Origin of the sequence: Brevibacillus daliensis (assembly GCF_021245735.1) — a bacterium.
GTDB classification, from domain to species: Bacteria; Bacillota; Bacilli; order Brevibacillales; family Brevibacillaceae; genus Brevibacillus_B; species Brevibacillus_B daliensis.
The window spans coordinates 1-26,521 of the sequence record NZ_JAJISB010000025.1; the positions used below are offsets into that span (position 1 = coordinate 1).

Annotated in this window: 21 protein-coding genes and 9 tRNA genes; 25 read left to right on the forward strand and 5 right to left on the reverse strand. The window is 40.3% G+C overall.

Annotated elements, in window-relative coordinates; genetic code table 11:
* The first annotated feature begins 74 nt into the window (after nucleotides 1-74).
* The 10 genes from LM917_RS16895 (at nucleotide 75) to LM917_RS16940 (ending at nucleotide 2,424) form a co-directional block, all read left to right on the forward strand.
* Nucleotides 75-150, forward strand: a tRNA-Val gene (locus LM917_RS16895).
* A 20-nt stretch (nucleotides 151-170) separates the two neighbouring features.
* A tRNA-Met gene (locus LM917_RS16900) sits at nucleotides 171-247 on the forward strand.
* A 4-nt stretch (nucleotides 248-251) separates the two neighbouring features.
* Nucleotides 252-328, forward strand: a tRNA-Asp gene (locus LM917_RS16905).
* Between the two features lie 37 nt (nucleotides 329-365).
* Nucleotides 366-438, forward strand: a tRNA-Phe gene (locus LM917_RS16910).
* A gap of 10 nt (nucleotides 439-448) precedes the next feature.
* Nucleotides 449-522: transfer RNA gene (locus LM917_RS16915), tRNA-Trp, on the forward strand.
* A gap of 11 nt (nucleotides 523-533) precedes the next feature.
* Nucleotides 534-606: transfer RNA gene (locus tag LM917_RS16920), tRNA-His, on the forward strand.
* Between the two features lie 12 nt (nucleotides 607-618).
* Nucleotides 619-694 (forward strand) — tRNA-Gly (locus tag LM917_RS16925).
* 8 nt (nucleotides 695-702) lie between these two features.
* Nucleotides 703-776 (forward strand) — tRNA-Cys (locus LM917_RS16930).
* A 72-nt stretch (nucleotides 777-848) separates the two neighbouring features.
* Nucleotides 849-931: transfer RNA gene (locus LM917_RS16935), tRNA-Leu, on the forward strand.
* A gap of 167 nt (nucleotides 932-1,098) precedes the next feature.
* The gene (locus LM917_RS16940) at nucleotides 1,099-2,424 is read left to right on the forward strand and encodes a purine/pyrimidine permease (RefSeq protein WP_232698806.1); all 1,326 of its coding nucleotides are present in this window, start codon (nucleotides 1,099-1,101) and stop codon (nucleotides 2,422-2,424) included.
* Nucleotides 2,425-2,515: 91 nt separating this feature from the next.
* Here LM917_RS16940 and LM917_RS16945 read toward each other — a convergent pair whose 3' ends face one another.
* Entirely contained in the window at nucleotides 2,516-3,181 is a 666-nt protein-coding gene (locus tag LM917_RS16945) for a B3/B4 domain-containing protein (RefSeq protein ID WP_232698905.1), read from the reverse strand.
* A 246-nt stretch (nucleotides 3,182-3,427) separates the two neighbouring features.
* Between LM917_RS16945 and rnhA the strand changes: the two genes are divergently transcribed.
* The 14 genes from rnhA (at nucleotide 3,428) to LM917_RS17015 (ending at nucleotide 21,228) form a co-directional block, all read left to right on the forward strand.
* Nucleotides 3,428-3,862 (forward strand): ribonuclease HI, encoded by a 435-nt coding sequence (gene rnhA / locus LM917_RS16950; protein ID WP_232698907.1) that lies wholly within the window; start codon nucleotides 3,428-3,430, stop codon nucleotides 3,860-3,862.
* Nucleotides 3,859-5,037, forward strand: coding sequence for a tRNA epoxyqueuosine(34) reductase QueG (queG, locus tag LM917_RS16955; protein WP_232698808.1), 1,179 nt, complete (start codon nucleotides 3,859-3,861; stop codon nucleotides 5,035-5,037). Before rnhA ends, queG begins: the two co-directional genes overlap by 4 nt.
* 2 nt (nucleotides 5,038-5,039) lie before the next feature.
* On the forward strand, nucleotides 5,040-5,564 hold the full coding sequence (locus LM917_RS16960) for a methylated-DNA--[protein]-cysteine S-methyltransferase (protein WP_232698810.1): 525 nt from the start codon (nucleotides 5,040-5,042) through the stop codon (nucleotides 5,562-5,564).
* Between the two features lie 142 nt (nucleotides 5,565-5,706).
* Nucleotides 5,707-6,744, forward strand: coding sequence for an amidase domain-containing protein (locus tag LM917_RS16965; RefSeq protein ID WP_232698811.1), 1,038 nt, complete (start codon nucleotides 5,707-5,709; stop codon nucleotides 6,742-6,744).
* A 399-nt stretch (nucleotides 6,745-7,143) separates the two neighbouring features.
* The gene (gene trmL / locus LM917_RS16970; protein WP_232698812.1) at nucleotides 7,144-7,617 is read left to right on the forward strand and encodes a tRNA (uridine(34)/cytosine(34)/5-carboxymethylaminomethyluridine(34)-2'-O)-methyltransferase TrmL; all 474 of its coding nucleotides are present in this window, start codon (nucleotides 7,144-7,146) and stop codon (nucleotides 7,615-7,617) included.
* A 31-nt stretch (nucleotides 7,618-7,648) separates the two neighbouring features.
* Nucleotides 7,649-8,377 carry an HAD family hydrolase gene (locus LM917_RS16975; protein ID WP_232698813.1) on the forward strand — a complete coding sequence of 243 codons (729 nt, stop codon included), beginning with the start codon at nucleotides 7,649-7,651 and terminating at the stop codon, nucleotides 8,375-8,377.
* A 731-nt stretch (nucleotides 8,378-9,108) separates the two neighbouring features.
* Nucleotides 9,109-11,007 carry a PrkA family serine protein kinase gene (gene prkA / locus LM917_RS16980; RefSeq protein ID WP_232698814.1) on the forward strand — a complete coding sequence of 633 codons (1,899 nt, stop codon included), beginning with the start codon at nucleotides 9,109-9,111 and terminating at the stop codon, nucleotides 11,005-11,007.
* Between the two features lie 12 nt (nucleotides 11,008-11,019).
* Nucleotides 11,020-12,180, forward strand: coding sequence for a sporulation protein YhbH (yhbH, locus tag LM917_RS16985; RefSeq protein ID WP_232698815.1), 1,161 nt, complete (start codon nucleotides 11,020-11,022; stop codon nucleotides 12,178-12,180).
* Nucleotides 12,181-12,504: 324 nt separating this feature from the next.
* Nucleotides 12,505-14,328 (forward strand): sensor domain-containing protein, encoded by a 1,824-nt coding sequence (locus LM917_RS16990; protein WP_232698816.1) that lies wholly within the window; start codon nucleotides 12,505-12,507, stop codon nucleotides 14,326-14,328.
* 182 nt (nucleotides 14,329-14,510) lie between these two features.
* Nucleotides 14,511-15,206: a DUF8580 domain-containing lipoprotein gene (locus LM917_RS16995; RefSeq protein ID WP_232698817.1), complete on the forward strand. Its 696-nt coding sequence runs from the start codon at nucleotides 14,511-14,513 to the stop codon at nucleotides 15,204-15,206.
* A gap of 185 nt (nucleotides 15,207-15,391) precedes the next feature.
* The gene (locus LM917_RS17000) at nucleotides 15,392-15,745 is read left to right on the forward strand and encodes a hypothetical protein (protein WP_232698818.1); all 354 of its coding nucleotides are present in this window, start codon (nucleotides 15,392-15,394) and stop codon (nucleotides 15,743-15,745) included.
* 103 nt (nucleotides 15,746-15,848) lie between these two features.
* Nucleotides 15,849-17,702: a bifunctional metallophosphatase/5'-nucleotidase gene (locus LM917_RS17005; protein ID WP_232698820.1), complete on the forward strand. Its 1,854-nt coding sequence runs from the start codon at nucleotides 15,849-15,851 to the stop codon at nucleotides 17,700-17,702.
* Between the two features lie 305 nt (nucleotides 17,703-18,007).
* Complete coding sequence (locus LM917_RS17010) at nucleotides 18,008-19,378, forward strand: YjiH family protein (protein WP_232698822.1); 1,371 nt, start codon at nucleotides 18,008-18,010, stop codon at nucleotides 19,376-19,378.
* Nucleotides 19,379-19,596: 218 nt separating this feature from the next.
* Nucleotides 19,597-21,228, forward strand: a complete 1,632-nt coding sequence (locus LM917_RS17015; RefSeq protein WP_232698824.1) for a putative polysaccharide biosynthesis protein — start codon at nucleotides 19,597-19,599, stop codon at nucleotides 21,226-21,228.
* 218 nt (nucleotides 21,229-21,446) lie between these two features.
* On the opposite strand, the gene LM917_RS17020 is transcribed toward LM917_RS17015, so the two are convergent.
* The 3 genes from LM917_RS17020 to LM917_RS17030 all read right to left on the reverse strand — a co-directional run bounded on the left by LM917_RS17020 (nucleotide 21,447) and on the right by LM917_RS17030 (nucleotide 24,691).
* Nucleotides 21,447-23,345: a hypothetical protein gene (locus LM917_RS17020; RefSeq protein WP_232698825.1), complete on the reverse strand. Its 1,899-nt coding sequence runs from the start codon at nucleotides 23,343-23,345 to the stop codon at nucleotides 21,447-21,449.
* The gene (locus LM917_RS17025; RefSeq protein WP_232698826.1) at nucleotides 23,345-23,842 is read right to left on the reverse strand and encodes an RNA polymerase sigma factor; all 498 of its coding nucleotides are present in this window, start codon (nucleotides 23,840-23,842) and stop codon (nucleotides 23,345-23,347) included. The genes LM917_RS17020 and LM917_RS17025 overlap by 1 nt, the downstream gene beginning before the upstream one ends.
* A 234-nt stretch (nucleotides 23,843-24,076) precedes the next feature.
* Entirely contained in the window at nucleotides 24,077-24,691 is a 615-nt protein-coding gene (locus LM917_RS17030; RefSeq protein ID WP_232698827.1) for a nitroreductase family protein, read from the reverse strand.
* Between the two features lie 269 nt (nucleotides 24,692-24,960).
* On the opposite strand from LM917_RS17030, the gene LM917_RS17035 reads away from it, so the two are divergent.
* Nucleotides 24,961-25,317 carry a winged helix-turn-helix transcriptional regulator gene (locus tag LM917_RS17035; RefSeq protein ID WP_232698828.1) on the forward strand — a complete coding sequence of 119 codons (357 nt, stop codon included), beginning with the start codon at nucleotides 24,961-24,963 and terminating at the stop codon, nucleotides 25,315-25,317.
* 154 nt (nucleotides 25,318-25,471) lie between these two features.
* On the opposite strand, the gene LM917_RS17040 is transcribed toward LM917_RS17035, so the two are convergent.
* Entirely contained in the window at nucleotides 25,472-26,383 is a 912-nt protein-coding gene (locus LM917_RS17040; protein ID WP_232698829.1) for an MBL fold metallo-hydrolase, read from the reverse strand.
* Between the last annotated feature and the right edge of the window lie 138 nt (nucleotides 26,384-26,521).

A 26,521-nucleotide genomic window follows, 5' to 3' on the forward strand; every position in this document is an offset into this window, starting at 1 on the left:
TGTCATACAGGGGTTCGAATCCCCTACGGGTCACCATTTTTTAATTAGTTTCTCGCTAGATTGCGAGGATATCTGGAGGCTTAGCTCAGCTGGGAGAGCATCTGCCTTACAAGCAGAGGGTCGGCGGTTCGATCCCGTCAGCCTCCACCATTTAATTTTATAATTATTGTCGCGGGGTGGAGCAGCACGGTAGCTCGTCGGGCTCATAACCCGAAGGTCGCAGGTTCAAATCCTGTCCCCGCAACCAAAATGGAGCTGTGGTGAAGTTGGAGTTCACGCCGGTCTGTCACACCGGAGGTCGCGGGTTCGAGTCCCGTCAGCTCCGCCATTTTTCTTATAAATGGCGGTAAAAATTTAAAAAGTATGGCTCGGTAGCTCAGTCGGTAGAGCAGAGGACTGAAAATCCTCGTGTCGGCGGTTCGATTCCGTCCCGAGCCACCTTTATTGCAGGGGCATAGTTTAACGGTAGAACAAAAGTCTCCAAAACTTTTGGCGTGGGTTCGATTCCTGCTGCCCCTGCCATTAATTTTATGGCGATCGTGGCGAAGTGGTTAACGCATCGGATTGTGGTTCCGACATTCGTGGGTTCGATTCCCATCGGTCGCCCCTGTTTTTTCTGCGGACGTAGCTCAATTGGTAGAGCGTCGCCTTGCCAAGGCGAAGGTCGAGGGTTCGAGACCCTTCGTCCGCTCCATATAGCCTGGAGGTATAGCCAAGTGGTAAGGCACGGGTCTGCAAAACCCTTATCCCCGGTTCAAATCCGGGTACCTCCTCCATAATATTCGTAGAAAACTATTGTAATCAATAATTAATTGTGATAGACTTCTGCTTAGATAATTTTATAACTTGCCGGTATGGCGGAATTGGCAGACGCGCGCGACTCAAAATCGCGAGGGAAACCGTGGGGGTTCAAGTCCCTCTACCGGCACCATATTACATAAGCTAACTTTCTTTCGACTGAAGGAAAGTTTTTTTACTGTATTAGAACGTATAAACTGCTGAGCAAGGCAGGAATAATTCTAACTATTAGAAAAGGTTCCTTTTTATTTTGGTAAATAATTGGTATAGAACAGATGCCTGAAAGAAGGTAAATGTAAGATGAAATATAGTTTGTACCAAACTCCTCCTGGTAGAGTAACGCTTCTAGCATCCATACAATGGTTAATCGTAACCTTGTCCTCGAGTATAGCGGTCCCAATTGTAATTGGAGAAGCATATGGCCTTACCGAAGCAGCTACAGCAGTGTTTATTCAACAGACGCTTTTTTATATCGGTGTAGCATCATTTATTCAAGTATGGATAGGGCATAGGTATCCAATGATGGAAGCTCCTGCTGGTCTCTGGTGGAGTATTTTTATCATACTATCTCAAATTGGGGTTTCAATGGGATTAGCACCGCAGGAAATTGGGCAGTCCTTCCAGTTAGGAATGGTAATATCTGGTGTTATTTTTCTAGTTCTTGGTTTGACCAAATCAATAAGTAGTTTACAAAGGTTATTCACCCCAGCAGTAACGGGAACTTATATGGTACTTCTGGCTGTATCCTTAGCAGCCAATTTTATTAGTGGTATGCTTGGTGTCGGTATTAATAATTCGACAACCGTTGTACCTGGTATTGCACTTGCATCAATCGCTATAATAACGATTGTTCTCGTATGTCTTAGAATAAAAGCATTGGCGAGTTATGCGGTACTAATAGGGATGTTAGCTGGATGGGCATTATATGCCGCTTTGGGTTGGACACAGCCGGTACGTGAGGCAACTGCTCTAATAACTATGCCGCAATTGTTCTTCTGGGGACCTTTTCACTGGAATCTGGGAATCGTTGTGACGTGCGTCTTAACCTCGCTTATCCTTCTTACTAATTTAATAACGAGTGTTGCCGTAATTGGGATAGCGACTGATAAAAAAGCTGAAAGTAAGGAATTCGACCGTGGTGGTATTTTTACTGGTGTATCCCATTTTGTGTCGGGTTTTTCTGGAGTCGTGGGTATGATACCTTTGACGCTCGCAGCTGCAGTCGTGCAAACGACAAAAATAGCTTCCCGATTACCTTTTATGATAGCAATGATATTAATGATGCTGATCGGTATTTTTCCTAGTATTTCTAATTTATTAGCCACTCTGCCTACACCAGTTGCTTATGCAGCTATGTTTGTTGCTTACTCGCAGATTCTTGGATTTGGACTGAGAGATTTAAAACGACTTGATTTCGATGAGCGAAATATCATTGTCGTTGGTAGTTCACTTCTACTGGGGATTGGGTTGATGTTTTTATCGCCTGGGGCTTGGGTAGAGATGTATCCTATGTTTAGTTTCTTATTTAGTAATGGATTGTTAGTGGGAGTTATTGTATCTCTACTTTTAGAGCATGTTATTTATCGTAAACCAAGAGAAGAAAAAAGAGACGAATCTGCCAGATAAGATTCGTCTCTTTTTTGTGAATAGGAATGATCTTTTATTATTGTGCGGGTCAAAAGTATGGCAATGCTATTTACATGTAAAACGATTTTAATTACTGAACTAATGCAGTACCAGTTACTTCTCCTCCGTTGATTTCGGACATCATACGGGCGGTTGAGCCAACAATTTTATCGCGTTCATTAAGTGAAATTCCTGGTGGAAAGAAAATAATTTGCAAAAGATCTTTGCTGGATTCTGTTACACAGGTTCTCGTAGAATCAACAATGGGACTTCCAAAAGCACCTTGTTGGTCTGACAGAACGAGTTTGTTAGCCATATGTACTTCTCTACCGTTTAAACCATCATAGCTATCAGCTTCTGTGCCGATTCTGCAATTAACAGGTCCATTTATTTGAGAAAGGTCATACAGCCCGTAAGGAAAGGCATGAGTAATTGATAGGAAATTATTAATATCTACAGCACTGTTTACAAAATGAAAGGAATTGCCTTGTAACAAGCGGCGCAATAGTGCTTCAGATGAAGGACGATAGCGGCTAGGATCTGTACCAAGCTTTTTGAAAGCTTTTCGCCATTGCTCAATTCCAGCAATTTTTGTTAGCTTGTCCGTAGAATGTTCAAGGCGAAGTGTTTCAATAAATAATTGAATGCGCCCCTTAATCATTTTGGGGGAGTCAGAGATTGAGAGATTGGCAAATTGAATGACGCCTAGCGAGAGTTCAGAAGCTTTTTCTTTAACAGATGAATCAAGTTTTACCATCGTCAAATCTATTCTCTCCTTTCACAAATATCCTGTAAGTAAGTATAGCATATGTCAATTATCAGGCTGAACTTCGGTACTGGATAATGAATATGGAGGATTGAGAATGGCATGAAAAGACATTGAGTTTCCCTGTTTATTCACGTAACATGGGGATTACAAGTTTGGAACAAAAAAGCTTTTTGTAGAAAGCTTTATCTTTTTATACAATGTTTGTAGAAAGCAAGGAGGTAACTCAAGTTAATGATGAAAGATGTCATGATATATACAGATGGAGCATGTTCTGGTAACCCTGGACCAGGTGGTTGGGGAGCAGTACTCTTTTATGGTGAACATAAAAAAGAAATGTCTGGCTATGCAGAGAATACAACGAATAACCGTATGGAGCTACAGGCAGCGATTGAAGCACTGTCCATTTTAAAAGAACCATGTAAGGTTACGTTACACAGTGATAGTGCATACCTGGTTAACTGTTTCCAACAGGGGTGGTATAAGGGCTGGCTGAAAAAAGGGTGGAAAAACAGCAAGAATCAACCTGTCGAGAATCAGGACCAGTGGAAAGAGCTGCTGAAGTTAATGGAAAAACATGATGTAACTTATGTAAAAGTTAAAGGGCATGCGGATAACGAGTGGAACAATCGTTGCGATGAATTAGCTGTAGGAGCGATTAAGAGACGGTGAGATCACATTCAGATCAACAGTACTGGCAACAGACAAAAGAATCGATTCAAGCATACGCCAAAGAGATTGGGATCGATAAAATTGGATTTGCATCAGCAGATCCTTTTCTGGAATTGAAAGAACGACTGCTAGTTCATCGTGAAAAGGGATATGAATCAGGTTTTGAGGAATCAGACATTGATAAGCGTGTTTATCCAGAGCTTTCATTGGAAGGTGCACGCTCATTAATTGCAATTGCAATAGCCTACCCATCCAAAATGACTGGATTCCCTAAATCAGAGCCGGGAGCTTATAGGGGGATCATGGCACGTTCTGCATGGGGGCTAGATTATCATCACATCTTGAGAGAGAAGTTGCAACAACTTGCTACTTTTATACAGGAACAAGAACCATTAGCTAAAGTGGAATCCATGGTAGATACTGGAGCCCTTTCAGATCGTGCTGTTGCCGAACGTGCTGGCTTAGGATGGATCGGTAAAAACACATCGTTAATTACTCCTGAATTTGGCTCTTATGTGTACTTAGGAGAATTAATTACGACTCTTCCACTCCCACCTGATCAACCTATGGAGGATCAATGTGGTGATTGTACACGATGCATTGATGTTTGCCCAACCAATGCGATTGTACAAGGTGGGCAGCTTAATTCTCAACGTTGTGTGGGGTTTTTAACACAGGTGAAAACAGAGATACCAGAAGAATTCCGAGAAAAAATTGGTAATCGATTATATGGGTGCGATACCTGTCAAACCATTTGCCCTAAAAACAAAGGAATGCACTTTACTCATCATCCAGAAACCCTTCCTGATCCGGAATTAGCAAAACCACTGTTACTCCCACTTCTCCGTATTGGAAACAAGGAATTTAAAGAAAAATTTGGTCCAACAGCAGCTGCTTGGCGAGGGAAAAAACCTATTCAACGAAATGCAATATTAGCGCTTGCCCACTTTAAGGACAAGTCGTCAATTCCAGAACTAGCTAAACTATTACAGGAAGATCCTCGTCCAGATATGCGTAGTATCATAGCTTGGTCATTAAGAAAAATTGGCGGAGAGGAAGCGAGAGATGCATTGCTTCAAGCAGGCGCCAGAGAAAAAGAAGAAAGCGTACGAGCTGAAATTACGAAAAGTCTTCAGCTTATTGAGGAATCGCTATCAGATAGTAAGGAGGAATAGACGTGAGCGTATTACAATACTCTTTTATTGACTCGCCAATTGGAGCCTTAACCATTGTTACTAGTCAGAAAGGTCTTTGTTTGGTGGAATTTGGAAAAGATGAGTCCAATATGCAAGCGATAAGGAAGTACTGCCAAAAATGGGGGCATACGCTGGAAGAAGAACCGGCACTTGAGGCACATAAAGAGTTGCATCAACAGATAACCCAGTTTTTTGAAGGGAAACAAAAAATATTCGACATACAACTAGATTTAAAAGGAACCCCATTTCAGTGCAAAGTGTGGAATGCGTTGTTGCAAATTCCATATGGTGAGACACGCTCGTATAAACAGGTAGCAGAGGCTATTGGTTCGGAAAAAGCGGTGCGTGCTGTGGGTGGTGCCAACAACAAAAATCCAGTTCCTATCATAGTGCCTTGCCACCGGGTTATAGGTGCAGGAGGCTCTTTGGTCGGCTATGGTGGCGGCTTATCAATTAAGGAGCATCTATTGGGACTTGAAGGAGTAATACCTGTAGGAAGTAAGTGACATGAACTGAATCCACCAGTTTTTTCATGGGTCAAGCACTCTTCCCATATACTTGTGAGGAAATACCTTTCCTGTCCTTGTGGATTATAGGAACTACGTAGATAGGAAGGTAGAATTCCCAAGTAAGGGAGGAGGTCTGCAAATGAGACCGGACTCAGGTGAAGCATTACAGCAACAATCTGATCAAACTATGGTTAATCAGATTGATCATCCCATGAGAGTACCAGTATGGAAAGAACAGATTGATCGATATGTGGCTGAGATCGACCAGGCAGCGCTCCATTACTCCATTCCCGATCTACTTTTTCCATTGTATAAAGAGAGCGAAGCTGCTAAAAGCAGTTTGGATGAATGGAGCAAGGATTGGAATGAACTTCAGACAGCAGGTGTGCAACCAGAAGCTCTCTACACCGTCCTGCTTCCCTCATATACAGCAGTTAGTCGGATGGAGATCGTAATGGTGGGAACCATTGTTAGACGCTTCTATTATCGAATAGAGGCGGCAAATGACCTTCATTTTCACGAAACAGAACAGCATGTAGAGATAAAATTGCTGTCAGGCGATATGGGAGACTGGAAGTTTGCTAATGTATGGGGATTACCTGAAAAAATGCCAGCCAATAAACATAAACTACATTTGATTCAGAACGATCCTATTGAGGCGGAAGGGACTGTCTCTTTAGCACAGACAGGGCGATACGACAGAGCAGCGGCAGTTGCTTACGCGAATCAATTTTGGGAAGTACCGAATCCAGCCTACCCGTATTTTAAAGATGATTGCACGAACTTTATTTCTCAATGTTTGTTTGCAGGTAATATTCCTATGATCTTTAGCAATAGTAGAGCCAAGGGTTGGTGGTATCGACATCGAAATGAAGGATGGAGCTTTAGTTGGGCAATTGCCAACAGCTTGAAAAACTTACTTGCTTCAGGCGGAGCACCATTTTATGCTCAAGCGGTACAATCTCCGCAAGAGCTGGATTTAGGAGATATTATTTGCTATGATTTTGACGGAGATGGAAGGTTCCAGCATAATACAATTGTGGTTGCCAAGGATGAAGAAGGCATGCCGCTTGTTAATGCGCATACCTATAACAGTGCTAACCGTAACTGGGCATATTTAGATTCCACAGCATACACCCCTCAAATGAAATACGCATTTTTTCATATAAGAGCGTGAAGTCATTTATAATATATACTGCGCAAAACGAACAGGAAAGTGAAAAGGGGAGGTTACTTTTCTTATCCTGTTCGTTTTCACTTGATAGATAAGAATTTATAAAAATTTTCATGTAGTGGGCTTGCAGTGGAAAGAAAAAACTCAAATAAAACTAAAAATATGAGAAATCAGCTTCTCTTTTCACACAGAGCGTATTGGCGGAGCGGACAGTCTAACCACTTGCGGGCGAAGACTTTTAGCTAAGTATGAAAAGAGAAGCTGATTTTCTCCACTATGGTAGGAAGAAGACGATCTTCTTTCTTATTTCCCAATTTGCTTATGAGTGGGGAACGGTCGCCACCAAAGCAAATCCTTGTTATAATTAATTCTTGTTAGTTAGTTGAAGGAGAGTTTACGTCTATGTCTATACATATTGTGCTTCACGAACCGTTAATCCCGTCCAACACAGGAAATATAGCCAGAACTTGTGCAGCAACAGGGGTACATCTGCATTTGATACGTCCACTTGGTTTTTCTACAGATGATAAAGCATTGAAACGAGCAGGTTTGGATTATTGGCATGCTGTTCATGTGTTTTATTACGATAGCTTTGCTCATTTTGAAGAGGTACATGCTGGTCATAAGCATCGCTTTTTCTTTGTGGAGACTAGTGGGGAAAAAGCTTACAGTGATGTTGCTTTTCAGGATGGTGACTTTATTGTACTGGGAAAAGAGACAAGCGGTCTTCCAGAAGAACTTTTACAGGACTATCCGAAAGATCAGGTTATTCGTATTCCCATGGGCACTGCTACTCGGTCATTAAACCTGTCTAATTGTGCGGCGATTGTTACGTTCGAAGCCCTTCGACAAATCGGTTTTCCCGGTTTAAAGTAGGTTTATAGCAAAAGAAAGAGGAGAGAACAAGATGGGAGTCTCAACGACGATTTTTTTTGATCTGGATGGCACACTATTGGAGATGAACGGTGATGAGTTTATAAATAATTATATGCTCGAATTAACCAAGTTTGTGGGCGACCGTTTTGAACCAAAGCAGCTAGTAGCATGGATTTGGGATGCTACCAAAGCTGTAGTTGTTAGCCAGGAAACGGACAAGACGAATGAACAAGTATTTATAGAACGCTTTATTGAAATAAGCGGGGCAAACAAAGAAGAGGTTTGGCCAATATTTGATGCGTTTTATAATGAAATTTTTCCTACGCTTTCCTATCTGACGCTACCTTCCCCTTGGGGTAAAAAACTAGTTGAAGCTGCAAAAGAACAAGGATATCGTGTTGCCGTTACCACTAATCCTTTATTTCCTAAAAATGCGATCTATGCCAGGCTGGAATGGATTGGACTAACTGCAGAGGACTTTGAATGGGTAACCATTTATGAGACATCTCACTTTACTAAACCGAATCCAGCTTATTATCAGGAAGTATGCGATGAGCTTGGAGTACAACCTGAGGAAGTAATTATGGTAGGTAACAATATGCAAGAGGACATGGTTGCAAGCAAGCTTGGGATGAAAACATTCCTGGTCACGAATTATCTCTCAGACAAGGGTGAACCTATATATGAGATTGACCAAAAAGGAACGTTTGAGGAACTGTATGAAGCGATAACAGAACGTACTGGTGTCTTCGCAAAATAAGTATGGTTGTCGAGAGCGAATTGATATGTGAATCAACCAAATAATCAAAATAAAAGAAGCGCATCCTTTTCGTTAGAGGGATGCGCTGTATTCATTTTTGTCTGATTGAAAGTTTTATGTTTTCAGACAGTAATGAACGCACAAAGGCGAATGGAAACTAATGTACCGATTTTATAAGTTCCATGTTTTGTCTTCGTTATAACCAGCTGTCAAAATAAAGAACAGGAAGGTAATAAAAGTGGCAGTCACTATAAATAAACCCATGTGTGAGAACTCCTTTCGATTCAGTAGTATCTTCCATTATAACCGAGCTTGCCCATTTTTGAAAACTAATGAAAGTTGACAGATTTGTTTAACACATAGAAATTTATGAAAATTCCTATCTGCTTAAGTGCAATTAAGACTTTACCTGCGCCAGAGGAGTGGCAAAGCCAAGTTTTCTTACTGTATCAGAAAGGATAACTTCTGGATTTCGCTCCCTTATACGCTTGAAAAAAATCCACTAAAGAAGAACCATCTTCTTCGAAAAGACTTCAATAGGAGTTTTTATTAGCTTTTTGGTACATACAAAAAAGAAACATGTGGGCATGACTTGCATACTGATAGGGAAGAAGTGATTTTTACCCACATGTTTGGCTTCTTTGATGAATGCCTAAAAATGCCGGGTCATATATTGGTAGAGATAACAACGTCGAGCGAAGAAACGGTTGAATGAGGGAGGAGTGACTTGCATGGACATCATAAAACGAATTGCAGAGCACCGGGCCCGTGAAGAAAAGTTGACGTGGAGAGGCACGTTTGCTGAATATCTTGAGCTTGTACGCAAGAATCCCCAAATTGCACAAACGGCTCATTCACGTGTCTACAGTATGATTAAAAGCCATGGAGTCGAAGAAAATGAAGATGGAAGCAGGCAATACAAGTTTTTTGGGCGAGAAATTTATGGCTTAGATCGCAGTGTTGAACGATTGGTTGAAGAGTATTTTCATTCGGCAGCGAGAAGATTGGATGTACGCAAGCGGATTTTATTGTTAATGGGACCTGTGAGCGGTGGGAAATCGACTATCGTTACTATGCTTAAGCGTGGCCTAGAGGAATACTCACGAACTGATGAGGGAGCCGTGTTTGCGTTAGAGGGCTGCCCAATGCAAGAAGAACCGTTACACCTAATTCCTCATGAGCTCCGAGCTGATTTTGAAAAAGAATTCGGAGTCAGAATCGAAGGAGAACTTACACCTTTTAACCGCATGAGGCTGGAGACGGAATATGCCGGACGAATTGAAGATTTTCCTGTGACGAGAATTTTCTTCTCGGAGGCAAAGCGTGTGGGAATTGGTACGTTTAGCCCTTCAGACCCTAAGTCTCAAGATATTGCCGATTTAACCGGTACCATTGATTTTTCCACAATAACGAAATACGGATCAGAGTCAGATCCAAGAGCCTATCGCTTTGATGGGGAATTGAATAAAGCCAACCGAGGCGTAATGGAGTTCCAGGAGATGTTGAAGTGCGATGAGAAGTTCCTTTGGCACCTGCTTTCACTTACTCAGGAAGGGAACTTCAAGGCAGGACGTTTTGCCTTAATCTCTGCGGATGAGCTCATTATCGCTCATACCAATGAAACCGAGTATAAAACCTTTATTGGCAACAAAAAGAATGAGGCCTTGCAATCAAGGATGATCGTAATGCCTGTCCCGTACAATCTTCGTGTAAGCGATGAGGAAAAAATTTATGGAAAATTGATCAAGCAATCTGATCTTGGTCATGTCCATATTGCACCACATGCTTTGTATACCTCCGCCATTTTCTCAATTTTAACCAGATTGAAAGAATCAAAAAAACAAGGTACTGATTTACTGAAAAAATTGCGCCTGTACAATGGTGAAACAGTAGAAGGCTTTAAGGGAGCAGATATTGAGGAATTACGTAATGAACATGTGGATGAAGGGATGTTCGGGATTGATCCACGGTATGTCATTAACCGGATATCGAGCGCGTTAATTCGCAGAGATACGGAGTCAATCAATGCCCTAGATATTCTTCGCGCCTTGAAGGAAGGGCTGGATCAGCATCCATCGATAAATAAGGATCAACGGGAACGGTATTTGAATTTTATCTCGATTGCTCGTAAGGAATATGATGAGATTGCCAAGAAAGAAGTGCAAAAAGCATTTGTTTACAGCTACGAAGAGTCCGCCAAGACGATGATGGATAATTACTTGGATAACGTGGAGGCATATTGCAATTCTAATCGATTACGTGATCCGGTGACGGGTGAAGAGCTGGAACCCGATGAGCGTCTGATGCGTTCTATTGAGGAGCAGATTGGAATATCGGAAAATGCGAAACGTGCTTTCCGTGAAGAGATTCTAATTAGAATTTCTGCTTATGCGAGAAAAGGAAAACGTTTTGATTACAATACCCATGATCGATTGCGGGAAGCGATTGAGAAAAAATTGTTTGCTGATCTGAAGGATGTAGTCAAAATTACTACATCGACCAAAACTCCAGATGAACATCAATTGAAAAAAATTAATGAAGTGACGCGTAGGCTGGTAGAAGAACATGGATATACGCCAATTTCCGCCAATGAACTGCTTCGTTATGTTGGCAGTCTTTTAAACAGATAGGGGGATGATCACATGGATCAATCATCCTTTGTTGTCTCCCGGGAGGATTGGTCTCTTCATCGCAAAGGCCATCAGGATCAGAGCAGACATCAGGAGAAGGTAAAAGAGGCAATCAAAAAAAATCTCTCTGATTTGGTGAGTGAAGAGACCATCATCATGTCAAATGGTAAGGACGTTATCAAGATACCGATTCGTTCTCTGGATGAATATCGTTTTCGATACAACTTCGGAAAAGGGCAACATACGGGCCAGGGTAAAGGCGATTCAAAAGTAGGCGATGTGGTTGCAAGAGATAGCGAACCAGCAAAAGGGGCTCCCGGGCAAGGGCAGGGAGCAGGCGATCAACCGGGAAATGATTACTATGAGGCAGAAATAACTGTGGAAGAACTGCAAGAGATGCTTTTCGCTGAATTGGAGCTTCCCTATTTAGAACAGAAAGATGAACAACAGATTACTGTGGAGGATATTCAGTTTAATGATGTACGTAAAAAAGGTCTGATGGGAAATATTGATAAAAAACGTACGTTATTGGCTGCGGTTCGTCGCAATGGCCTTGCAGGGTACGACGAGTTGGAATTGGGTATCTCCAATGATGATCTGCGCTTTAAAACGTGGGATGATATTGTGAAGCCACATTCTAACGCTGTTATTCTGGCTATGATGGATACAAGCGGATCAATGGGTGTATTCGAAAAATATGTCGCCAGGAGCTTCTTCTTCTGGATGCTGCGGTTTCTGCGCACCAAGTATGAAAAGGTGGAAATCGTCTTTATCGCCCACCATACAGAAGCAAAAGAAGTAATGGAGGATACGTTTTTTTCCAAGGGAGAGAGCGGGGGAACGATCTGTTCTTCTGCTTATCGGAAGGCACTGGAGATTATCGATGCCCGTTATCCAAGTAGCCAATACAATATTTATCCGTGTCATATATCAGATGGTGATAATTTAACTTCGGATAATGACCGTTGTATCAAGCTGGTAAAAGAGCTGATGGAAAGATGTAATGTGTTTCAGTACGCCGAGGTAAATCAATACAACCGTCACTCGACCCTCATGTCTGCCTATCGCCATATCAAAGACCCCAAATTCATGCATAGCATCATACGTGAAAAGGGAGAGGTTTACAAGGCGTTGAAGCATTTCTTTGGTAAAAAGGAACATGTGGGTAGTTGATGACTGTTAGGTAATAAAGGTATCTGATTATCGGCTCTGACCTGCCAATATCTGTGGTAGGATCAGAGCCGGTATTATTTCATATGAAATGAAAACCCACCAATAATTACCTTGTCACATTTTTGCGTTTCAGACTATCTGTAATGTAAATGGAATATACAAACAACAGTCGATTTAAGTTATTTTTACAATTTGATATAGTAAGAAAGAACGGAAAAATAATGATTTTCACTATAATGAGTTAGATATTAGGACTCTTTTCTAGGAAATCAAGATAGGGTATGGTGGAAAAAGATAGAAGAAATCGATAGAGGGAGAAATGAAATGGAGGAGCCTTCGCTTTTGATTAACTCGATCATCATCGTCTCTTTTCTGATCGGGAGCATAACAACAATAGCGGTTAGTTTTTTCATCGGGAAAAGAAATGCTCATAAATCAGGGGGAACAGTAAAAACAACAGCTGGGGGGAAAAGAAAAGCAGAGAAGATAATCTGGGAAAAAAATGAAGAGCCTTACTTGATCATTGACGGTAAAGGTATGGCCAGCTCTATGAATGATGCGATGAAACAATTATTGGGTGCTGAGCAAAAAATGGATTGGCAATCGAGGAAGTTTACCAGCTTAGTTATTGCAGAGGAAGAAGAAAAGGTTGAACAGCTTATACATAATTTGATGGCAGGAAAAGCAGGCAACACGGAAATTACATTACTTCAAGAAAGCAATCGTCCCTTGCATGTTAACCTAACCTATGTGCCATTTATTCAAGCTGGCAAGATAGATGCCGGTTTATTGTCATTTCGGAATTGCACGGATGAAAAAAGCCTGGAAAAACAGTTGTACCACATGGCTCATTACGATGCGTTAACGGATTTGCCCAATCGAAGACTTCTGGAAAAACAGTTGGAAGTGGTTCTCCAGCAGATGAGGCAACCAGATAGCAGAGGAAAATTAGCGGTAATGTTTGTGGAAATTGATAATGTGCAGGGTGTAAATCATTCCTTAGGGCATGATTTTGGGGATATGCTGCTCATTACAATTGGACATCGGTTACAGGCATGCGTTAGAGAAAATGATATGGTAGCCCGTTTAGATGGGAATGAATTTATTATACTGTTACCTGAGATTGTAACGGAAGAAATAATGATTATTGCTGATCGGATTATTCAGGCTATTGAACAGCCTTGTATCATAAAAGGACATGAAATACATATAACAACTTATTTAGGAGTATCACTCTATCCAGATGATGGCGAAGATGTACAAACCCTGCTCCGACATGCTGATACAGCAATGTTCCATGCGAGAGAAGGCAAAGGTAATCAGTACAGGCTATTCTCCTCCATTATGAATGATATTGATTTTGAACGTCTTTATTTGGAGGAAGAGCTGCATCGTGCACTAGAGCATGATGAATTTTTGTTATATTACCAACCGAAAATTTGTAGTAATACGCAGAGAATTGTGGGGTTGGAAGCACTTATTCGCTGGAAGCATCCAGTAAAGGGAATTATTATGCCTCAAGAGTTTATCCCGTTGGCTGAGCAGACCGGATTTATCGTTCGGATCAGTGAATGGGTACTGAATAAGGCGTGTGAACATGCAGCCAAGTGGCAAGCTCAAGGATATCCACCTGTACGTATTTCTATCAATGTATCCAATAGACAGTTTTGGAAGAGTAACTTTGTAGAGAACGTAGAGAGTACTTTGAAGAAAACAGGGCTTGCTCCTGAATACTTGGAATTGGAATTAACAGAGAAAATGCTGGCAAATCACGAACGCTCTGTTCAAATCCTGCAAAAATTAAAAAAGGTAGGAGTCCAGATAGCAATTGATCAATTTGGTAGTAGCCAGCATGTGTTATCTCATCTTATTCAATATCCAATTGATCGCTATAATATAGATCGTTCTTTTATCTATGAAATTCCATATAATCATAAAAATCAGGCGGTCGTCCTGTCAACGATTATTTTGGCGCATCATTTGGGACGATCAGTGCTTGTTAAAGGAATTGAAACCAAAGAAGAATTATCTTACTTGCTAGAAAATAATTGTGACGAGTGCCAAGGATATCTTTTTTATGAGCCTGTACCAGATCATCAGGTGAAAGAATTACTAAGGCAAAACGTTGTATTATCCAATATGGTGTAACGAGTAAAAGAAGGGCTTTTTTTCAAAATGGCTGAAAAAGGGTAAAGACTGAGCAGAAGTAATTTTGTTCAGTCTTTTTTTCGTATTTCTGGTGCAAGAGCATAAAGATCTAGTTGATGTCATATCATACAAAAGATTACGGAAAACCAGGAAAATAATAAGCAAGAAATGGAGGTTACAATATGAATAAGCCTACTCGAATGTTTCACATAAACAAATCTTATAAATATGTAGTGTTATCACTGGTTGCTTCTCTCGTAATAACTGCATGTGGTGGTGATGGTGTAGGAGCTCAGCTAGAGCAGGAGAACCAGCAAAAACCAGCTGGACAAGTTACCACAACAAAGAACAAGACACCCATAACCAATCCGAAAACGGAAAAACGACCTGAAAAAACTAGAATCGTATCGCCTACCAAAATGATTACATTTATCATTGATGGAAAAGAGGTATCCCAGGAAGCCAAATTATTTGAAAGTGATTTAGGGTACTATCTGTATGTTATCCCAGGCTATGTGGCAACCGGAGAAGAGCCAGGAAAAGATATGATTTTTTCAGAGAAAAACGATCTCTATTCGGTACGAATAGAAAGATTACCGAAAGAGACCGAAGTGGCAACTCTACGTAAAAATGCAGAGATAGAACTAACAGATCTGGGTAGCGTAAAAGATTTAACCAAGGAAAAGGATTTTCCTTTTGTAAATAAGGCTGCCTTTAGACTTGGGGTAGATACGGATAAAGAACATAAGGAAATTGTTGCTGTAAAAATTGACGGTGAATGGTTCAAATTCACGTTATTTACTCTAAAGGATAAGGATGCTCCTGTTATTATACCTAAGCTGTGGGCAATGCTAGATACGATTCAGGTGAAAAAATAAATGGAAAGTAGTAAGAATATAAGAGGATGTGCTTGCAGACCAGGAATGAAAAACTTTCTGATGGTTTGTAACTGTATCCTCTTTTTGTTGCTTTTTTGAGAAATACTTGCATAATAGGTATAACATTTGTCATACTATATGAGAACATATGATCTTATTTTGATTTGGAATGATGGTGATTATATATGGAAGCACAGGATTTCGTGATTAGCTATGTTATTTGGAAAGAAGTAGCTTCCTTATTATTTCAAGATAGCGTGATAGTAGGTTCTTCTCAGCTTAAACTGACTCATGGATATGAGCATCTCCTCGTTTTTTTACGAGAAGTGGCACTCTCAATGGAAAAAGCAGCCCTTGTTGATATGCGTCGTAAAGATATTCGAATGCTGGCAGTTGAAGAAGATCGTGGGGAACTGTTTATCCTGTGGAAACACCGTGGGAAGAATAAAATGGAAAGAGTTAAAATTCCTTATATTAGGAGATGTGCTCAAGAAAAAATGGAAGAATTGGTAAAAACAATGAATAACCGTATGAATTAAGCCGTTTCTTTATAGAAAAGGCAATAAAATTCTACCTTGGTCCTATAAAAACTTGGTATAATAGTCTTGATATTATTATTCATCCTCGAGAGGAGAAGAGAGCATGAAAAAAGTAAAAACAGGCTATACACTAGTAGCAGGATTGGTAGCATCTTCCTTATTTGCAGGTAGTGCATTCGCTGCTCCACTTCAACCTGTAGTACACGCTGATTGGATGAAGGAGAATTCCGTAATCTCGGAATTGAGCTTGGAAAGAAATCTTACTCTTGCAGAAACAGTAACAGCTCTTGCAAAAGTAAAAGGTGTTTATGAAGGATTGCCAAAAGCGGAAGGTCATTGGGCTGCGTCTGCTTTGAAATGGGCTGAAGAACAAGGCGCTATCACAGCTGCTGAATCTGCAAAACCAGCTGCTACTGTATCATCTGACAAAGCAGTTGCGATTGCAAAAAAATTAGGCTATGACCTGAAGCTTGCTTCTAAAGCAGTATTAACTCGTGGTGATTTCTTCCAAGCATTGGGTGCTGAAATCAGTACACATGTAACAATTGGACATACAAACGACGTACATGGTCATATTTCTGAAGACAAAAGCCTAAAAGAATTTGGCTATGCAAAAATGGCTACTCTGATCAAGGAAATGCGTGAAGAGAACGAAAACTTCTTGCTTCTTGATGCAGGTGATACCTTCCAAGGTACAATTTTTGTTAACCAATTCAAAGGTGAATCAATCCTACCAGTTTTGAATCATTTAGATTACGATGCAATGGCTTCTGGTAACCATGAGTTTGACTTTGGTTATGAGCAATTGCTTAAACTGCGTGATCAATTAAAATATCCAGTAATCAGTGCGAACGTTTACATGGCAGATGGTACACATTTACTAGCTCCTGTATACAAAGCTGAAATCGATGGTAAGAAATATGCTTTCCTAGGCTTTGTTGCAGAAGATACAGCTATCTTGACTCACCCTGATAACGTAAAAGGTCTTACTTTCAAATCTCCAGTTGAGGTTGCCAAACAAATGGTACCTGAATTGAAAAAAGAAGTAGATCACGTGATGGTCGTATCTCATATTGGTATTGAGGTTGATCGTGAAATCGCGAAAAACGTAGATGGCATCGATCTAATCATTGGTGGTCACTCTCACACTCCGTTGCATGAGCCTGAGAAAGTCAATAATACATATATTGTGCAGGACTGGGAGTATGGTAAATCACTAGGCCGTGCTGATTTATATTACTACAATGATAAATTGGTTGATTTCAGTGGCGGGTTGATTGATTATGATGAAACTGTAAAACCTGATCCGGAAGTAGAGAAATTAGTTACTGACGTAGTAAATAAAGTTGATTCAGTAATGAAAGTCGTAATTGCAAAATCCGATGTACCACTAGACGGTGATCGTGAAAAAGTTCGTAAGCAAGAAACCAATATTGGTAACTTCATTGCGGACACAATGGTCGCTAAAACAAAAACAATCAAAGGATACGAAGCTGACATCGCGATTGTTAACTCCGGTGGTATTCGTACTCAATTAAACGCTGGCGACATTACGAAGAAAGATCTATACACTCTTCTTCCGTTCACCAACACTCTCTCTGTTATAGACGTAACAGGTAAAGAAGTGGTTACAGCTCTTGAAAATAGTGTAAGCAAAGTGGAAGAAGGAGCAGGACGCTTCGCACAAATCTCTGGTATGAGTTTCACATATGATCCAGCAAAACCAGCTGGTGAACGTGTAGTTGAAGTGAAAGTTGCGGGACAACCGATTGACCCAGCAAAAACTTATAAACTGGCAACTCTTGATTTCATGGCAGCTGGTGGCGATGGCTACGAAATGCTGAAGAAAGACTACTTCAACACAGGCTTTAGCTTGTATGATATCGTTGAAGAAGCTCTACTTGAACAAAAAACAATTTCTCCTAAAGTTGACGGTCGTATCACACCTGTTAAATAGACAATTGAATAGCTAGTTTTTGTGCAAAGCAAGGAGAACTCCCCGGTAAGCTGGGGAGTTTTTTTTGTGAAAAACTAGCTCGCTAATCAGCACGTAGCTTTTTTCAAAAGCCGTATATACTTCGTTAGGAGTTGAGCTAGCTGTGGCTCAATAAAATAATGTAGTGTGTAGGAACCATACTAGTGGTTGCTAATTTTCTTGATTGCCATTTTTAACAATTGAGAAGTTCAGATTTATGTATTAAAATGAAAATAAGCGAATAAATATTTACTTATAACATTTTTTGCATCACTGAGGAGAGCAACATGCAGATTTCAAAGAACCAGCAGTATGATAATTATATTTCTTGGGGGAAACTACTTCCCTTTGTTATTCCTTCTTTAATAGGGATATTGCTATTTATTACGCCTGTTTCTTATCAAGGGCAAATCACAATTCCGATTGCGATGCTTTCTAAATGGGCACAAGGTCTGTTACAGGAATATTTGCCGTTACTCGTCACTATATTAATTACTATTACAGGAATGGGTAGCCTGATTGTAAAGGTACTTCGGCCGGCTCTATTAACCAGGAATCTTTTTTGGGCTTCGTTATTTAATGTTTCCCTGTTTTGGGTGACAATCCGTGTTATAGGTATGATCTTGGCATATGCTACTTTTTTCAAAATCGGACCAGAATGGATATGGTCTGATGCAACAGGTGGTATGCTTTTATACAATTTATTGCCATTGCTGCTAACAGTGTTTTTATTTGCAGGGCTACTAATACCGTTACTACTTAATTTTGGATTATTAGAGTTTAGCGGGACGATGCTAAAAAAAGTAATGCGTCCGCTGTTTACTCTGCCCGGACGTTCTTCCGTCAACTGCATTACTTCCTGGTTGGGAGATGGAACCATTGGTGTACTGCTTACGAGAAAACAATACGATCAAGGCTATTACACGAAGCGGGAAGCGGCAGTAATTAGCACTACTTTCTCTGCCGTATCGATTACATTCTGTTTTGTTGTTCTCACACAGGTGGGACTAGAGCGGATGTTTGTTCCATTTTATTTGACTGTTACTCTGGCAGGGATTGTTGCGGCCATTATTATGCCGCGCATTCCTCCACTTTCCAGAAAAAAAGATACTTATCACGAAGGAATTACTCCTAAGATAGAAGAGGAGAACAAGCAAGATCAGCCTTTGTGGAAACAAGGATTACAGCAGGCTGTTGAGAAGGCGGACGAGAACAGAAGTCCCGGTGCTTTTGTGAAGGAAGGATTTCACAATGTCCTGGACATGTGGTTAGGGGTAACTCCCATTATCATGGCAGTTGGAACGATTGCCTTAATCATAGCTGAATATACTCCCTTTTTCGCTTGGTTAGGTACACCGTTTATTCCTATCTTGCAAGTGCTACAGATTCCAGAAGCAGTAGAGGCATCACAGACGTTGGTTGCTGGTTTTGCCGATATGTTCCTGCCAACTGTGCTAGCTGGTGGAATTGAGAGTGAGTTGACACGCTTTGTTATTGCCTGCGTCTCTGTGACCCAGTTAATCTATATGTCTGAGGTTGGGGGCGTATTGCTAGGATCTCGCTTACCAGTTACATTGAAAGATCTGTTGTTAATTTTCCTATTGCGTACCTTGATTACACTACCTATCATTGCCTTGATGGCACATTTATTGTTCTAGGGATAAAAATAGAGGGCTAATACAGAACACTTTCTTGTCGAACATGATCGTGTTTACAGATAGAGTTACAATTAAAAAGGCGGTGTGCTTCTTGAAAATGAAGCATGCCGTTTTTTTCTATAGGAGCCAGATGTAGTAAAAAAGGAAGAGAGAGACATTGTTGTGAATCTGTTATAATACCAAAAGAAGATTGTAATGAAGAGAGGATAAGCTACTATATGGACAATAGAATAAAGGGGGACAATCATTTTATAAAGGCTGCCGCTATCTTAGCGATTGCTGGACTGATCTCTAAGATTATGGGTGCTGCCTATAAAATCCCCTATCAAAACATTACTGGCGATATCGGTATGCATGTGTATGGAACCGTTTATCCACTTTATACCACGTTAATCGCCCTAGCTACTGCCGGATTTCCGCTTGCTATCTCTAAAATGATTGCTGATCGAACGGCAGTGGGAGATACGAAAGGAATTCAGCAAATTTTTCGTGTATCATCGATTACCTTAGGAATTTTGGGAAGCGTCTTTTTCCTGATTACCTTTCTGTTTGCACCGATTATTGCTACCATGATGGGAGATAGCAATCTGACTAATCCGCTTAGAGCTATCTCTGTTTCACTGATATTTGTACCGTTTATTGCTAATATGCGAGGGTATTTCCAAGGGCATCAGAACATGATACCAACGGCTATTTCTCAGGTACTGGAACAACTATTCCGTGTCATCATCATCATCGTAGGAGCCTATGTGGTCATGAAGGTATATGCAGATCCATACCTTGCCGGATCAATAGCTGTATTTGCTTCTACGCCTGGAGCAATCGTTTCTCTGATTGTACTCGGATATTTTTATTACAAACAAAAAAGAATGCAGGTTGCCTTACCTCTTCAAGTTGAAGAATCGTTTGAGGTTGTTCCTGATCGCGTGTTGTTTAAGCGTATTTTGAAATTTGCCATTCCAATTTGTCTAGCTTCTCTAGTATTACCGCTAATACCTTTGATTGATAGCTTTACTGTAATTAACATGCTGACCTATTCATCTGGTATCGCGAATGAGGATGCCATTCTGTTAAAAGGAGCTTTTGATCGTTCTCAGCCGTTGTTACAGTTTGGGACATTTTTTGCCACTTCTCTTTCATTGGCCATTGTTCCGTCCATTAGTGAAGCGATAGTGAAAAGACAACAAGACCTGATTCATTACCGCACACAAACTGCAATTCGTCTAACTTTCCTGTTAGGAGCGGCTGCAACGGTAGGATTGGCCATCTTGGCAAAACCAATCAACATCATGCTATTTGGGGATACGAACGGGACGAGTGCGCTGGCGATTCATGCCTTTGCTATTCTCTTTTCTACACTTGGCATTGTCTCTTCTGGTATTTTGCAAGGGATGGGAAAAGTAAATTTACCACCAAAATATTTGGTAGCTGGTGTTATTACAAAATTTGCTCTGAATATGGTGTTACTACCTATCTTCGGAATTGCCGGAGCAGCGTTGGCAACCGTATTTGCCTATCTGGTTCCTACCGTTCTTAACTTGAGAGCGATTGGAACAGAGGCTAAGGTTACGCAGGATGATAAACGTAAATATAGTAAATCCGCTATGGCAGTACTTCTGATGGGAGTGATTGTTGCAGTAGCGGCAATTGCTCAGTTATACCTGCTTGATCCGATTATTGGTTCAGATCGTATACTTAATATGGTCGTCTCGCTCACTTCTGTTACAGTAGGGGTTCTCGTATATGGTGTAGCGCTAATTAAACTAGGTGGAATCACGCGTGAAGATATTACGTTTCTACCTAAGTCTGCTAAGATTATTTCTTTGTTGGAAAAGTTACGTTTGTTATAAAATGAGAGTAAGAATATAGGCTGTGATACAGCTATATTAAAAAGTAGTAGATACTATGTTTACTATGAAAAAAATAAACAGTATGAAAGCCAATAAAAAAAGAAAAAGAAGAACACATATTATTCATGTATAGTATGTGTTCTTCTTGATTATTTAAGGTTTCTTACGTTTGAAATTCCTGAAAAGCAAAGGTTCACCTTGTTTGTGTAACAAGCATATTATTTTACCTCGTAATGAAACATTATCGTTTGACCGTTACTTTGTACATGGTAAAATAATTTTCCCCTTTCCCAGTAGAAGGAATACATACGAGATACCTGCGTATCTGTTAATTGAGAGTGAAGCTTCACTCTCTTTTGATTAGAGAGTTCGTATACGACTGTTGAAGGCCCAGAAGGATCTTCCAAAGTGAAATCTACTGCGAGTGCCTTCCCATCTGGTTCAACGGTTAGACTGCTTACGACCGGATTCGTACTTCCATTCACTTCTGTTACATGATCCACTAAAGCAAAAGAATCTGTAGAAATATCGTAAGTAAGGAGGAGAACGGAAGTATTAGTAGTCTCATCAATCCTTTGGAGTGAGAGATACATTTTATCCGCATTTGGCTGATAGGCAAGGGATGCAAAGCGATATTTGCCATCACCCAGCCATTCCTGATTAATATCTTTCATGGAAAAAAGTTCTTTCTTTTCACTTGTTTGCTTTTGTTGAAGGATAACAGATTCTCCAATATCACCATCTTCAGTAAAAGCAGTAGCTATCCATTGATCCTGTTCCATAATTTTTTCGATTTTGTACCCATTCTTGTCAGGGAGTAGCCAGTAACGAGAAGAGGTTACTTGATAGTATGGACGTGCCGTATCTGCTAGATATAGTTCTGCATCCACATAATAGGTACCATTTTCCCTTCCCTGCCCAGTGATTTGGAATCCAACGGGGTGAGGATTGGAATAGGTTAAAATATCGTCAGGTGGGGACACCAATAACGATTTGGCAAAATCATCATCTCGGGTAATCAACGCCTGCAAGTATCGTGTTACCGTATCTTCAGCGGTCATTTTAATAGTCGTTACATCAATGCGCATGACTTGCTTGAACTCTGGTGAGTCCTGCATACGTTGCTTAATGACATAAATACTGTCGGAATTAGTGTTCCATACAGGATGAGAATACTGGAAAACAGGCTCTGTTTTTAGCTGGGTATTCTCTTCTTTAGTTTTTGCTTGCATTGGATTGGTTGTAATTTGTTTCGTTGTTCCTCGCTGCAAATCGGCTATCCAGACATTTTCTGCACCGTTAGGCTCTTCTTTTAGATAGGTAACATAGTAACCACTGGGCGAAACCTGTGGTGAGTGACCTTGGTCAATCAGGCTTTCTTCCTCATTTGAAAGAGTTTTTGTATAGAGCTGATTCTGATGTTCATATACAATGGCATTCATATCTTTTACAAATGAAGGGGAATTGCCCGTACCCTGGTGGATTTTTTGTTTGGTCTGTAGATTGTAAAGATAGAGATTTGATTGCTCTCCTGATTGAGACTCACTCAAGAGGATAGTCTGATCATCAACCCAGTCTGGCTGTGTATATGCAACAGAAGGTGAATCAGACTTCAACAGTTTCGTTGTTTTTCCAGTAGTAAGATCATGCATCAGGATAGTACCATGAGAAGAAAAAAGGATTTTGTCACCATTTTCGTTTAAACGGAGAGTATCGGCTTCTTCTGATGTGATCAGCTTAAAACCTTTCTGATCATATACATATATCCCTTTGTCTTTAACTGAAACATATAGCTTGTTATCATGTTCTGCTATTCCTGCCGTATCTCCCATACTTACGTTAAGAAAGGAGAGTTGGTTAGTTATTGTAAGAGAGGCAGCATCCACGTGAGTTGGTGGCTGCATAACTACACTTGATACGATGAGAGCTATAGTAGCAGCAATCGAAATAGCAGGTAAGGCGAATTTTTTTAACCAGGAAGATTTCCTTTTTTTATTTATAGCAGCATGTCCACTTTCAAAAGACTGTCGCAATTTTTTTTGAAATTCTTCATCCACGACTATTAAACTTTTGTGATGGCGTAGCATTTCTTCCACTTGTTCTTCACGTATATTCATTACTGTTCCCCCAGGCATTTAGAGAGTAAGATGGATAATTTTTTCTTGATTCTAGAGGTTTTTGTTCTTACGTTAGCTTCTGACATTCCCAATACTTCACCGACCTCTTTACATTTCATTTCTGAAAAGTAGCGAAGCATTATAATTTCTGCATCAAGTGAATCGAGATAATTTAATGATTTTTCAATACAAATACGTTCTTCCTGTTGTTGCAAGGAATCTACTTCGATATAAGGAGGGAGCATAAGCTCCAGACCATCACCTACACTAACAGGCTTTTTAGCCCTGTAAAAATCAATGACGGTATTATGGGAAATGGTCATTAACCAAGCTTTTCTGTTGACCTCTGATCGAAGGCCATCAAATTTTTCATATGCTTTTCGAAAAATTTCACTGACAAGGTCTTCTGTATCCCACCTACTTCCTGTTTTTACAAATACATACCGATATACATCATGAAAATACTGGTCATAAATATCTAAAAATTTGTCTTTCACATTGGATCCACCTTTATTCAAATTGCAATCACTATATATAACGAATGAGTTCAATTAATGCAACAATATCTATTGAAAAAAATTAAACAGAAGCCCCAACCGAGTAAATAGCAGCTCGTCTGGGGCTTCTGTTTATTTAATTCTAGTTCCTTTATCATTAAATAGCTAGGGAAACTATCACTTTTTTTATTTTCCTAAAAAGGTAAACTCACCGTACGAAATCTTCAAAACCCCTTACAAAAACGTAGCAATCTCATCTAAAGGAAGTCGTGAAGACCCGTAAGCTGGCGCAGCTGCTTTCCCTAAGGCGATAAGGACGATTGGGAAGATATGATCTGGTAAGTCAAAGTGTTTTGCGAACTTCACTTTATCGAATCCGCCCATGGTAACAGTATCAAAGCCGCGATCTTTTGCAAGTAGCATGAATTGCATCGATACTAATCCTGCATCAAAGCTGGCGATGTTTCTCAGTACTTCTACTGGTGCATGAGGATAGGCAGCAGTAGTAGAAGCGATCATACGATCTTTACTTGATTCATCCATATATCCTTCTGCAACATTTTGAGTATAAATTTGTTCTACTTTTTTGTACATTTCTCTATCGCCCAAAACAGCAATAACTGCAGATGAATCCTCTACTTGTGCCTGATTGTTTGCAATCTCTCTAAGTTCTTTCTTCACATCCTGATCTTGGATGACGAGAAAACGCCATGGTTGCAAATTGCTGGAGGACGGAGCTGAGATTGCCTGTTGAAGCAAATCTTCTATTTCTGCTTTATCTACTTTAAAAGATGGATCGTATATACGAACAGAATGTCGATCGTGCATAATTTTTTCTAAATGTGACATGAATGTTATCCTCCTTAATATCAAACTAATAAAAAGTAAGTTTTATGAGTATAACTTATCATTAGTAAGTTTGGTAAGTCAAATTTTTAACTGTTACTGAACTCATTGAAATACCATAAAGTTATCTAAGAGGTATATCGGTGCAGTTGAGCATGAAGTAGAGTGGAAGTATGTATGAGTAAATACACAAGAGTCATTCGAGAAACTCAATACATGGTGTATGCATGTTATAATTATGATAAGAAGGAAGAGAGCGGAGGCATCATAGTATGAAGACGTCATACTCGTGTGATCAGTTCACACATGTGTGTAAAGACTTTCATAATACCATTGAATTTATCGGGAAAAGATGGATGGGGATTATTATCTATTCATTAATGTCAGGGCCAAAACGTTTTTATGAGCTCGCAGAAAGCATTCCAGGGATATCCGACCGGTTATTAACTGAGCGTTTACAAGAATTAGTAGAAGAAGGCTTGGTAACGAAAAGCTATTTGGAAGCATCCATAAAAAAAGTAGAGTATCAACTAACGCCAAGTGGAGAGGCATTACATGATGTAGTTGTTTCCATTAAGAATTGGATTGAGATTCGGGAATCATTAAACTCGAAGATTCCGGCAGAATAAAAGTTGAGCTTGTTGCCCCATAGAAAATATGTAGGCGTTATCAAAGCGAAATAAGTAAACGAGTAAGTGAACAAACAGGTAATCAAGTAAAAATACAAGCCAAAAGACCTCCCAAGTAAACTGGAAACAGTAAAACGAGGAGGGTCTTTATCTATTACAATCGCAACGTTTCCCCGAGACTCAATACTTTTAACCTGTTCCTATCTAGAGATTGAGTGTTCCAGTTAGCATGTAGCCGATCGAGAGCTTCCTTTGGCGTTTCATCAGCCAGGCGGTATGCGTCATAATGCATCGGGATAAAATGGTGTGCATTCAGCTCAGTAAAGCTTTGGACAGCTTGCTCGGGAGTCATGTGCTGTTTTCCCATGAACCATTCGGGCTCATAAGAACCAATTGGAATGAGCGCATAATCAATTGAAAAGCGTTCTCCGATCTTGGAGAAATGATTGTGGTACCCGGTATCACCCATGAAATAGATATTCTTTTCGGCACTCTCCATCATCCATCCACCCCACAGGGATTTATTCAGGTCAAAAAGTGTGCGTCTGGACCAATGGAGGGACGGAATGAATGTGAAGGCAACCCCGAGGTGCTCTACCTGTTCCCACCACTCAAATTCTTGTACATTTGTAAATCCTTTACGTAGTAGCTGTTTTTTCAGCCCTTTTGGAACCAAAAATAGCGGTTCGCCTTTTAGTTTTCGTAAGGAGGCATAATGCAGGTGATCGTAATGATTATGGGAAATGAGTACGACGTCTATAGGAGGGACATGTTCAATAGAAACACCGGGGGCAGTTAAACGTTTATCTAACCCCATTCGTGCTGCCCATACCGGATCAGTAATAATAGTAAGACCAGCTAATTGAAGAATAAACGTACAGTGCCCGACGAAGGTAAGACAATCAGTGTCCCGATTGGAACAGAGAAAATCTCTTTCTACTTGTACTCGCGGTATAACATAGGTAAGGTCTTTATGTTTGTTCCGTCGCTCCCTTCTCCATCGCAACAGGTCTTTCAAGGATACTTTCTCAACAGAGATAAACTCTTTATCAATCTTATCTTTCATACAGTATGCTCCCTCACGTCAGGCAGAATATTCGATCATAAATACCATTACCTCTTAATACGAAAAAAATTGCTCCTGTGTGTCAACCCAGCCTGTATTTGATCATATTTTTACCCATGAAAAATAAATGTAAAGCGT

What these genes read in the sequence shown, in the direction of transcription:
- LM917_RS16995 (WP_232698817.1), top strand. Translation starts at nt 14,511, where the DNA reads ATGAATAAGCCTACTCGAATGTTTCACATAAACAAATCTTATAAATAT.
- LM917_RS17040 (WP_232698829.1), bottom strand. Translation starts at nt 26,383, where the DNA reads ATGAAAGATAAGATTGATAAAGAGTTTATCTCTGTTGAGAAAGTATCC.
- LM917_RS17000 (WP_232698818.1), top strand. Translation starts at nt 15,392, where the DNA reads ATGGAAGCACAGGATTTCGTGATTAGCTATGTTATTTGGAAAGAAGTA.
- LM917_RS17005 (WP_232698820.1), top strand. Translation starts at nt 15,849, where the DNA reads ATGAAAAAAGTAAAAACAGGCTATACACTAGTAGCAGGATTGGTAGCA.
- trmL (WP_232698812.1), top strand. Translation starts at nt 7,144, where the DNA reads ATGTCTATACATATTGTGCTTCACGAACCGTTAATCCCGTCCAACACA.
- LM917_RS16990 (WP_232698816.1), top strand. Translation starts at nt 12,505, where the DNA reads ATGGAGGAGCCTTCGCTTTTGATTAACTCGATCATCATCGTCTCTTTT.
- LM917_RS17015 (WP_232698824.1), top strand. Translation starts at nt 19,597, where the DNA reads ATGGACAATAGAATAAAGGGGGACAATCATTTTATAAAGGCTGCCGCT.
- LM917_RS16975 (WP_232698813.1), top strand. Translation starts at nt 7,649, where the DNA reads ATGGGAGTCTCAACGACGATTTTTTTTGATCTGGATGGCACACTATTG.
- LM917_RS16965 (WP_232698811.1), top strand. Translation starts at nt 5,707, where the DNA reads ATGAGACCGGACTCAGGTGAAGCATTACAGCAACAATCTGATCAAACT.
- LM917_RS17010 (WP_232698822.1), top strand. Translation starts at nt 18,008, where the DNA reads ATGCAGATTTCAAAGAACCAGCAGTATGATAATTATATTTCTTGGGGG.
- LM917_RS16940 (WP_232698806.1), top strand. Translation starts at nt 1,099, where the DNA reads ATGAAATATAGTTTGTACCAAACTCCTCCTGGTAGAGTAACGCTTCTA.
- prkA (WP_232698814.1), top strand. Translation starts at nt 9,109, where the DNA reads ATGGACATCATAAAACGAATTGCAGAGCACCGGGCCCGTGAAGAAAAG.
- LM917_RS16945 (WP_232698905.1), bottom strand. Translation starts at nt 3,181, where the DNA reads ATGGTAAAACTTGATTCATCTGTTAAAGAAAAAGCTTCTGAACTCTCG.
- LM917_RS17035 (WP_232698828.1), top strand. Translation starts at nt 24,961, where the DNA reads ATGAAGACGTCATACTCGTGTGATCAGTTCACACATGTGTGTAAAGAC.
- yhbH (WP_232698815.1), top strand. Translation starts at nt 11,020, where the DNA reads ATGGATCAATCATCCTTTGTTGTCTCCCGGGAGGATTGGTCTCTTCAT.
- rnhA (WP_232698907.1), top strand. Translation starts at nt 3,428, where the DNA reads ATGAAAGATGTCATGATATATACAGATGGAGCATGTTCTGGTAACCCT.
- LM917_RS17020 (WP_232698825.1), bottom strand. Translation starts at nt 23,345, where the DNA reads ATGAATATACGTGAAGAACAAGTGGAAGAAATGCTACGCCATCACAAA.
- LM917_RS17030 (WP_232698827.1), bottom strand. Translation starts at nt 24,691, where the DNA reads ATGTCACATTTAGAAAAAATTATGCACGATCGACATTCTGTTCGTATA.